Here is an 8,429-nt window from a genome sequence, read left to right as displayed (position 1 = left end):
GGCCGAGTAGGTGAGCGCCGCAGCGCCCAACCACAGGGCCACTGCGGCGACCACCCGCCAGGCGAAGGAACCGCCGTCGGAGGCGGGCTCCATGCTCATTCCGGCCAGCGGGCGCGGTGCCTCGCGTCTCCACGGTCCCATGCGTGCGTCCTCCGGCCCGTCGGCTCCGTCTGCGTCGTCTGCTGCCTCCGGAGCCTCCCCCGGACCCGCCGGGCACTCCGGTGCCATTCAGGGAGAGGCTACGCCGGACGGCTCACGCGCCGGGCACCCTAGACTCGGGGCCATGGTCCAGCGCATGAACGTCGAATCCTTCAACCTCGACCACCGCAGCGTGGTCGCCCCCTTCGTGCGGGTCGCCGACCGCAAGGAGCTGCCCGGGGGTGATGTCCTGGTGAAGTACGACGTCCGGTTCACCCAACCCAATGTCGCCCACCTGGAGATGCCCGCGGTCCACTCCATCGAGCACCTCACTGCGGAACTCATGCGCAACCACACCGACCGACTCATCGACTTCTCCCCCATGGGCTGCCAGACGGGGTTCTACGCACTCATGCTCGGGGTCGGGACCGACGAGTTCCTCCCCCTGTTGGAGGCCACCTTCCGCGACATCCTGGACGCCACCTCCGTGCCCGCGGCGAATGAGGTCCAGTGCGGGTGGGGAGCCAACCACTCCCTCGAGGCGGCCCAGGAAGCGGTCCGTGGGTTCCTCGCCCACCGCGGGGAGTGGGAGACCGTCACCGCGTCCTGAGAGGGTCCCCCGCGCGGGGGCGTCGCCCTCGTCCACCCGCGGCCCTGTCCACCGGCGCCGCTCCCCCCACCCCACACGCCGGCACGAGGGGGCACCCACCGCCCGCAGGCGACGGGGACGCCCGCCGGACACCAACCCCCGACCTCCCTCCCGCGCAGCGGGAGGACCGCACACCACCCGGCCACCCGGCCGACCACACATCCTGGAGGACAGCATGAGCCCCGACGTCACCACCCCACCTGCGCGGCCGGGAGTGCGTGCCGTCATCCAGTGCGCCATGGACATCGAGGCCGGTCCGTTCCTGGACGCGTTGAGCGAGGGCGCGACCACGCTCGCCGTCGGGGAGCCCGAACGCCACCGCCAGACCTTCACCACGGGCGAGCTCGACGGCTCCACCGTGGTGGTCGTGACCTCCGGGATCGGCCTGGCCAACTCCGCCTCCGCCACGGCACGCGCGCTCATGATGGTCGACCCGGACATCGTCATCGCCGCGGGGACGACGGGCGGTCTGGGGGCTGACGTCGAGGTCGGTGACGTGGTCGTGGGCACCGCCACGACCTACTCCGGCGCCGATGCCACGGCCTTCGGCTACGTGCGCGGCCAGGTGCCCGGGATGCCCGTGGACCACCGCTCGCCGGAACTCGCCGTGCTCAGGGCCAACAACCTCTCGCGCCACATCGAGCACCGGGTGCGTGTCGGGCAGGTCGTCTCCGGTGACTCCTTCATCACCGCCGCGAACGTCGCGCCCGTGCGGGAAGCGTTCCCCGCCGCGCTGGCCACCGACATGGAGACCGCGGCGATGGCCCAGGTCTGCTTCGGGATGGGGACCAACTGGGTGTCGGTCCGCGCCGTGTCGGACCTGTGCGGGCCACGCGCCGACCAGGACTTCCACATGGACTCCACCCGGGCGGCGTACTTCTCCTACGAGGCGGTCCGGGCGTACCTCTCGATCTGAGCCGGTCGGAGCGCTGTCCCCGGAGTTTCGGGCACGCGTGACCCCGCGCCGGGCCGGGGCGGCGCCTCAGCGGGACGGGTGCCGGGAAGCGCGTCGGGGGAGCGCATCAACGGGAGGGGTCGGGGAAGCACGTCAGGGACGCGCGGCGCCCGTCGGGCACAATGGGTCCATGACCCTTCGAGTCCTCATGGTGTGCACCGGCAACATCTGCCGCTCGACGATGGCCCAGGAGGTGCTCGCGGAACAGGTGGGTGACGCGGGTCTCGACGTGGTCGTGGACTCCGCGGGCATCTCCGACGAGGAGCACGGCAACCCCGTCGACCCGCGCGCCGCACGGGTGCTGCGCGAGGCCGGGCACCGCGTCCCCGACCACCGCGCCCGCCAGGTCCGTGCCGACGAGTTGGGGTCCTGGGACCTGGTGCTCGCCATGACACGTCAGCACCTCGCCGCCCTGGAACGGCTGGCCCGACGCTCCGGTGTCGAGGAGGTGCCCGACCCGGCACCGGGGGACGTCCACGCCGTGGACCTGCGCATGTACCGGTCCTTCGACCCGGCTCTCAGGGAGTCGGGTCCGGCGTGGGACGGGAGTACGACGACACCGGGGACGGGGACGGGGACGGGGACGCCCCAGGTCGGGCGGTTGGGACCCGGTTCCGGCCCCCGCACCGGGAGCCGTGGCGCGGCTGGTCGCGGCCGTCGTGGCATGGGTCGTGGCGATGGCGCTCGCGGCCCCGTCCCCGACGTCCCGGATCCCTGGTACGGGGGACACGAGGACTTCGTGGACACCCTGGACGTCATCGAACGCGTCACCCCCGCCCTCGTCGACCACCTGCGCGGCATCCTGGACGGGCCGCGCCCCTGATGGGCGTGGACCGCGGCCCCGGCGGCAGCGGGGCCGGTCGGCACACCGGGCGCAGCACCGGGCCACGGAAGGGCCACGGGGTGCGTGCGGGGTCGACGAGGCACCCGCGAGGTCGCCCCACCGGCCGCGGCCGCACCAGCCACGCCCGGCACGCCCGGCGCCGGGGGTTCGGTCGGATCGCCGTGGTCCTGGTCTTCCTCGGGATCCTGGGCCTGGGACTGACGGGGATCGCCCTGCTGGTGCACTCCGCGCTGCCGGGGGAACAGGACCGTGGAGTCGTCGGGTACGGTCCCGGGGAGAACGCCAGTGGCGGGGGACCCAGCACGCCCACCCTGGACTTCACCGGCTTCGATGCCGGGGACATCATCTCCGACGGGCTCTTCTTCGACGGGGAGGCGATGACCCGTGACGAGGTGGCCGCCTTCGTCGCCAGCTGGAACGCGGGCTGTGTCGCGGGCCCGGACGGCACCCCGTGCCTGGCGGAGTACTCGGAGGAGACCCCGTCCTTCCCCGCCGACAGGTTCTGCCCGGGCGGCTTCGAGGGCGCGGAGGCGGACTCCGCGGCCGACGTCGTCACCAAGGCCGCGTCCGGGTGCGGGGTGAGCCCGAAGGTGCTGCTGGTGGTCCTCCAGAAGGAACAGGGTCTCATCACGGCGTCCGGGAGTTCCCTCACGGCCACGCGCTACGCCTCGGCCATGGGGTACGCCTGCCCCGACACCTCCACCTGCGATGCCGACTACTCCGGCTTCGCCCGCCAGGTCTGGTACGCCGCCCGCCAGTTCCGCATCTACCAGCAGGACCCCGGACAGTTCGAGTTCCAGGCAGGCGTGACGAGCGACATCCTGTACAACCCCGACCCCGACTGCGGATCCGCACCGGTGGCGCTGGCGAACCAGGCCACCGCAGGGCTCTACAACTACACGCCCTACCAGCCCGACGACGATGCGGTGTCCGGCTCGGGAGGGTCCTGCTCCAGCTGGGGCAACCTCAATTTCTACGCCTACTGGAGGGCCTGGTTCGGTCCCACCCACTGACCCCATCGGCGAAGTCCGCTCTGTTCCGACCGCGAAGTCCGCTCTGTTCGGGTCCTGAGGTCCGCCCTGGTCTGGCAGAGGAGCACCCGGTTCGGTGCCGGGCCCCCACCCGGTCCGGGCAGCGGGCCGGGAGGTGCGTCCCGACAGCGGCGCGGGGTGTCAGGCTCCTGCGGGCACCCGCCGTCCCGGCCGGGTCGCCTCCTCCAGCAGTTCCAGCACGTGGCGGTACTCCGACCCGGTCGCCCGCGTCATCCCCACCTCGCAGGTGCGGTTGCAGGAGGCATGGGCGTCGGCGTGGAGCGCCTTGACCTCACGCGCCTCCGGCGCGGCGGCGGATGCGGTGAGTTCGGGGTGGAGCATCCCGCGGTCACCGGCGAACCCGCAGCAACCCCAGTTCAGCGGCACGTCCACCTTCCGCGCCACGGTCGCCGCGACCGCCTCCAGCGCGGGGTTGAGCCCGATCTGGGTCGAGGAGCAGGTGGGGTGCAGGGCCAGGGTGTCCACCAGGGGCGTGACCTCACCCAGGGCGGGCAGGACCTCACGCCGGACGAACTCCACGGCATCCAGGGTCTGCCAGGTGACCTTCTCGTCGCGGAAGATGTGCTCGAAGCCCTCGGTGCAGCTGGCCGCGTCCGTGATGACCGGCAGCCTGCCGTCCGGGTCGAGATCCCGCACGGCGGCGACGACCCGGTGCGCCATGGCGGCACGCCCCGCGGGGTAGCCCTTGGACGTCCACGGCGTCGAGCAGCACAGCGACTCGATCCCCTCGGGCACCACCAGCCGGATCCCCGCGCGCTGCAGCAGGGCGATGAAGGCGCGCGTCGCGCCCTCGCCGTCCCCGCCCGCCTCGAACATCCCGTTGATGCAGGCCGGCAGGTAGACGCCGCGGATCTCTCCCTCGTCCGCCCCGACGGTGCCCGCCAGCGGCTTGCGGGCGGGCCCCCCGGCGGGGAGGTCGGCGCTGTAGTGGGGCACCGTGTCGGCCCCGAGGACGGCGCGCCCCACGTCCGAGACGGCCCCGACGAGGGGCGCCGGCAGGTGGTCGGCGACGGTGAGCCCGGCGGCCGCGGTGCGCGAGACGAGGTTCCAGGCGTGGGCCGCGGCCCGCCACCCGGTGGCCATCACCGGGTTCTGGTCCTCCCGGCGCAGGCGCCGCACGAGGTCGCCGGTGTTGATGAGCACCGGGCAGGCCGTGACGCACATGCCGTCGACGGCGCAGGTGTCGATGCCGGCGTACTCGTAGTCGTGGCTGAGTTCCCTGGCCAGGTCCTCGTCCCCGTGGGCGCGGGCCCGCTCCTCCGCGCGGCGCACGACGATGCGTTGGCGGGGGGTGAGGGTGAGGTCGCGGGAGGGGCACACCGGTTCGCAGTAGCCGCACTCCACGCAGCGGTCGGCCTTGATCTCGATGGACTCCGGAAGCTTGAAGTCGCGCAGGTGGGCCTTCGGGTCGTCCTCGATGATGACACCGGGGTTGAGGATGCCGGTGGGGTCGCACAGGGTCTTGATCTCGCGCATGACCCCGTAGAGCTCGTCGCCGTACTGGCGGCGCACGAAGGGGGCCATGACGCGCCCGGTGCCGTGCTCGGCCTTGAGGTTGCCGTCGGCGGAGAGGACGAGGTCGACCATGTCCTCCGTGAAGGCAGCGAAACGGTCGATGGCCCCGGTGCGGGCGAAGCCGTCGGTGAGCATGAAGTGGATGTTGCCGTCCTTGGCGTGGCCGAAGATCACGGAGTCGGCGTACTGGTACTTCGTGAACAGCTCCTGCAGGGAGGCGCAGGTGGGTGCCAGGGACGGCACCGGCACGACGATGTCCTCCAGCAGGGCGGTCGTCCCCGACTTCCGGGCGCCCGCCACCGAGGTGTACAGGCCCTTGCGCAGCTTCCAGGCCAGTGCCCGCTGGGCGGCGTCGGTGGACAGGGTGGCCGGGGACCGCAGGGAGAGGTGGTCCAGCACCTCGCTGCCGCCGCGCACGAGGTCGGCCAGGGTGTCGGCGTCATCGGCCTGGTACTCCACGAGCAGCGCGGCCTCGGTGCCGACCGCGAAGCCCGTGATCTGGCGGGGGGCGTCGGGGAAGGACTGCCCGACCCGCAGGGACGTGGCGTCCATGAGCTCCAGGGTAGCCGCGTGGGAGGCCACGAGGTCGGGCAGGGCCCGGGTGGCGTCCTCCAGGGAGTGGAAGACGGCCAGGGCGGTGGCGACCTGGTGGAGGACGGGCACGGTGCGGTAGGTGGCCTCCGCGACGAAGGCGAGGGTGCCCTCGGACCCGATGACCAGGTGGGCGAGGAGGTCCGCGGGGGAGTCGAAGTCGAGGAAGGCGTTGACCGCGTATCCCATGGTGTTCTTCATGGCGAAGCGGCGCTTGACGGTCGCCACGGATTCGGGGTTGTCGAGGACGCGGCGACGCAGGCGCTCCAGCCCCTCGACGAGGGCGGGCTCCTGGCGGCGCAGCTGGGCGTCGGCGTCAGGGGCCGAGGTGTCGACGGTGGTGCCCGAGGGCAGGACCAGCACCATGGACTCCAGCGTGTGGTACGTGTTCTGGACGGTGCCCGCCGCCATGCCGGAGGAGTTGTTCGCCACCACACCGCCCACGGTGCAGGCACCCTCGGAGGCCGGGTCGGGGCCGAGGCGGTACCCGTGACGGGCGAGGTGGGCGTTGACCTGGCGCACCGTGGCGCCGGGCTGGACGCGCACGCGACGTCCCCCGTCGAGCACCTCGATGTCACGGAAGGCCTTGCGCGTGTCGACCATGAGGTCGGGTGCCGAGGCCTGCCCGGACAGGGACGTCCCGCCCGATCGGAAGGTCACGTGTGTGCCCGAGGCGGAGGCGCCGCGCAGGACGGCCGCGATCTCGGCCGCGTCCTCCGCGATGACGAGGGCGCGGGGGGTGTGGAGGAAGTGGGAGGCATCGCTCGCGTGCGCGACGCGGTCCAGCGCCCCCAGGCGGATGCGCGAGGCGTCCTGGACCGCGGAGGCGACCGCGGGGTCGATGTGGGCCTCGGGGATCGTGTGTGCGGTGTTGGTCATGGTGTGGGAACCATCCATCCGAGGATCGGAGTCGATTGCAGGTAGACGAAGGCCGTGAAGGCGATGAGAAGGCCCAGACTCCACCAGATTAGCCTCCTGAAGAGGTCCCCTTCCTTCCCGGCCATGCCGGCGGCGGCAGCTGCGACCGCCAGGTTCTGCGGGGAGAGCATCTTCCCGACCACTCCGGCCGAGGAGTTCGTGGCCGCCATGAGGATCGGGTCGAGGCCCGCCTTCTCCGCGGTGGTCGCCTGCAGGAGCCCGAAGAGCGCGTTGGAGGAGGTGTCGGAGCCCGTGATCGCCACTCCGAGCCATCCGATGGCCGGGGAGAGGAGGGCGAAGAAGCCCCCGGTCGCGGCGAGCGCGGCGCCGAGGCTCTGCGTCTGGCCGGACAGGTTCATGACATAGGCGAGGGCGAGCACGGAGACGACGGTGAGGATGGTGAAGCGCAGCTGGTGCACGGTCGCGCCGTAGGCCCGCAGGGCGCGACCCGCCGAGACGCCGTAGGCGAGGGCCACGATGATCCCGGAGATGAACAGCAGCGTGCCGCCGGTGCTGACCCACCCCAGCCTGAAGGTGGTCGAGATGGGGTCGCCCGCGGCGTTGGCCACGTCGAGGCCCGGCCAGGCGAAGGAGATCGTGGCGTGCTCGGCCAGGATGGTCTTGACCGCGGGGATCTGGGTGACGGAGAAGACCGCGATGATCACCACGTAGGGCAGCACGGCCATCCAGGTGAGGTTCCCCGCGGAGCGGGTCGAGCGGTCGACGCGGGCCATGTCGGGATCGGCGATGCCCGCCCGGGAGGTGTGGCCACCGGGTGCAGCAGCGTCGGCGTCGCCCTCGTCGGCCGTGGTCCCCGCCGCTTCGAAGGCCACCGTGTGCGAGGGCGTCCACACGCGCAGCACGAGGAGCACCACGATCGCGGTGGCGACGGCGGCGACGACGTCGGTGATCTCCACGGCGAAGTAGTTGGCGGTCACGAACTGGGCGACGGCGAAGGTGAGGCCGGAGATGACGGCGATCGGCCAGGTCTGGCGGACACCCCGCCATCCGTCGACGATGAAGACCAGCAGCAGGGGCACGAACGCCGCGAGGAAGGGGGTCTGGCGGCCCGCCATCTGGGCCAGGAGGTGCACGTCGATCTTGGTGACCCCCGACAGGGTGATGATCGGGGCTGCCATCGCCCCGAAGGCGACGGGCGCGGTGTTGGCCAGCAGTGACACCACGGCGGCCTTGAGCGGTTTCATGCCCGCGGCCACCAGCATGGCGATCGAGATGGCCACGGGGGCGCCGAACCCGGCCAGGGACTCCAGGAGCGCCCCGAAGCAGAAGGCGATGATGATGGCCAGGATGCGCTGGTCATCGGTGATCGAGCGGATGCGGTCACCCAGCACCTCGAACCAACCGGTCACGACCGTGAGTCGGTAGATCCACAGTGCGTTGACCAGGATCCACAGGATCGGGACGACGCCGTAGAGCGCGCCCTCGAGGGTGCCGCTGGCCACCTGGGCGACCGGCATCCGCCACACGAGTGTCGCCAGGAGGATCGAGAGGACCAGTCCGGTGACGGAGGCGAGCCAGGCCTTCACGCGGAAGACCCCGAGGAGGACGAAGAGCGTGGCGAGCGGGATGACGGCGACCAGTGCCGACAGGGCGAGCGAGCCGCCGACGGGGTCGAGGATCTGCTGGAACATCCGGGGGAACTCCTCAGTGGGTCCGGGGCGGGTGCCTGTGGTGGCGGATCGGCCACGTGGGCCGCTCTGCTGACGGGAACGTCACCAAGTCAAGCATTCGCGCGGCGGCGGTGTG

General features: G+C 72.0%; 6 protein-coding genes. 4 read left to right on the top strand and 2 right to left on the bottom strand.

Features of this window, described 5'->3' with window-relative positions; genetic code table 11:
- Positions 1–283: 283 nt before the first annotated feature.
- The 4 genes from BQ9890_RS10300 (at position 284) to BQ9890_RS10285 (ending at position 3,599) form a co-directional block, all read left to right on the top strand.
- Entirely contained in the window at positions 284–748 is a 465-nt protein-coding gene (locus BQ9890_RS10300) for an S-ribosylhomocysteine lyase (RefSeq protein ID WP_075891333.1), read from the top strand.
- Positions 749–962: 214 nt separating this feature from the next.
- Positions 963–1,703: a 5'-methylthioadenosine/S-adenosylhomocysteine nucleosidase gene (gene mtnN, locus BQ9890_RS10295; RefSeq protein WP_075891331.1), complete on the top strand. Its 741-nt coding sequence runs from the start codon at positions 963–965 to the stop codon at positions 1,701–1,703.
- A 169-nt stretch (positions 1,704–1,872) separates the two neighbouring features.
- Positions 1,873–2,565: a low molecular weight protein-tyrosine-phosphatase gene (locus tag BQ9890_RS16330; RefSeq protein WP_075891329.1), complete on the top strand. Its 693-nt coding sequence runs from the start codon at positions 1,873–1,875 to the stop codon at positions 2,563–2,565.
- A 182-nt stretch (positions 2,566–2,747) separates the two neighbouring features.
- Complete coding sequence (locus tag BQ9890_RS10285; RefSeq protein WP_143226308.1) at positions 2,748–3,599, top strand: hemagglutinin; 852 nt, start codon at positions 2,748–2,750, stop codon at positions 3,597–3,599.
- A gap of 159 nt (positions 3,600–3,758) precedes the next feature.
- On the opposite strand, the gene BQ9890_RS10280 is transcribed toward BQ9890_RS10285, so the two are convergent.
- Together BQ9890_RS10280 and BQ9890_RS10275 are read right to left on the bottom strand one after the other, a co-directional pair.
- Positions 3,759–6,623, bottom strand: coding sequence for an FAD-binding and (Fe-S)-binding domain-containing protein (locus tag BQ9890_RS10280; protein ID WP_075891327.1), 2,865 nt, complete (start codon positions 6,621–6,623; stop codon positions 3,759–3,761).
- On the bottom strand, positions 6,620–8,314 hold the full coding sequence (locus BQ9890_RS10275; RefSeq protein WP_075891325.1) for an L-lactate permease: 1,695 nt from the start codon (positions 8,312–8,314) through the stop codon (positions 6,620–6,622). Before BQ9890_RS10275 ends, BQ9890_RS10280 begins: the two co-directional genes overlap by 4 nt.
- Positions 8,315–8,429 lie beyond the last annotated feature (115 nt).

The organism is Actinomyces provencensis, from assembly GCF_900155435.1.
GTDB lineage: Bacteria > Actinomycetota > Actinomycetes > Actinomycetales > Actinomycetaceae > Pauljensenia > Pauljensenia provencensis.
This window is presented reverse-complemented; position numbering and strand designations above follow the sequence as displayed.

What these genes read in the sequence shown, in the direction of transcription:
- mtnN (WP_075891331.1), top strand. Translation starts at nt 963, where the DNA reads ATGAGCCCCGACGTCACCACCCCACCTGCGCGGCCGGGAGTGCGTGCC.
- BQ9890_RS10275 (WP_075891325.1), bottom strand. Translation starts at nt 8,314, where the DNA reads ATGTTCCAGCAGATCCTCGACCCCGTCGGCGGCTCGCTCGCCCTGTCG.
- BQ9890_RS16330 (WP_075891329.1), top strand. Translation starts at nt 1,873, where the DNA reads ATGACCCTTCGAGTCCTCATGGTGTGCACCGGCAACATCTGCCGCTCG.
- BQ9890_RS10300 (WP_075891333.1), top strand. Translation starts at nt 284, where the DNA reads ATGGTCCAGCGCATGAACGTCGAATCCTTCAACCTCGACCACCGCAGC.
- BQ9890_RS10280 (WP_075891327.1), bottom strand. Translation starts at nt 6,623, where the DNA reads ATGACCAACACCGCACACACGATCCCCGAGGCCCACATCGACCCCGCG.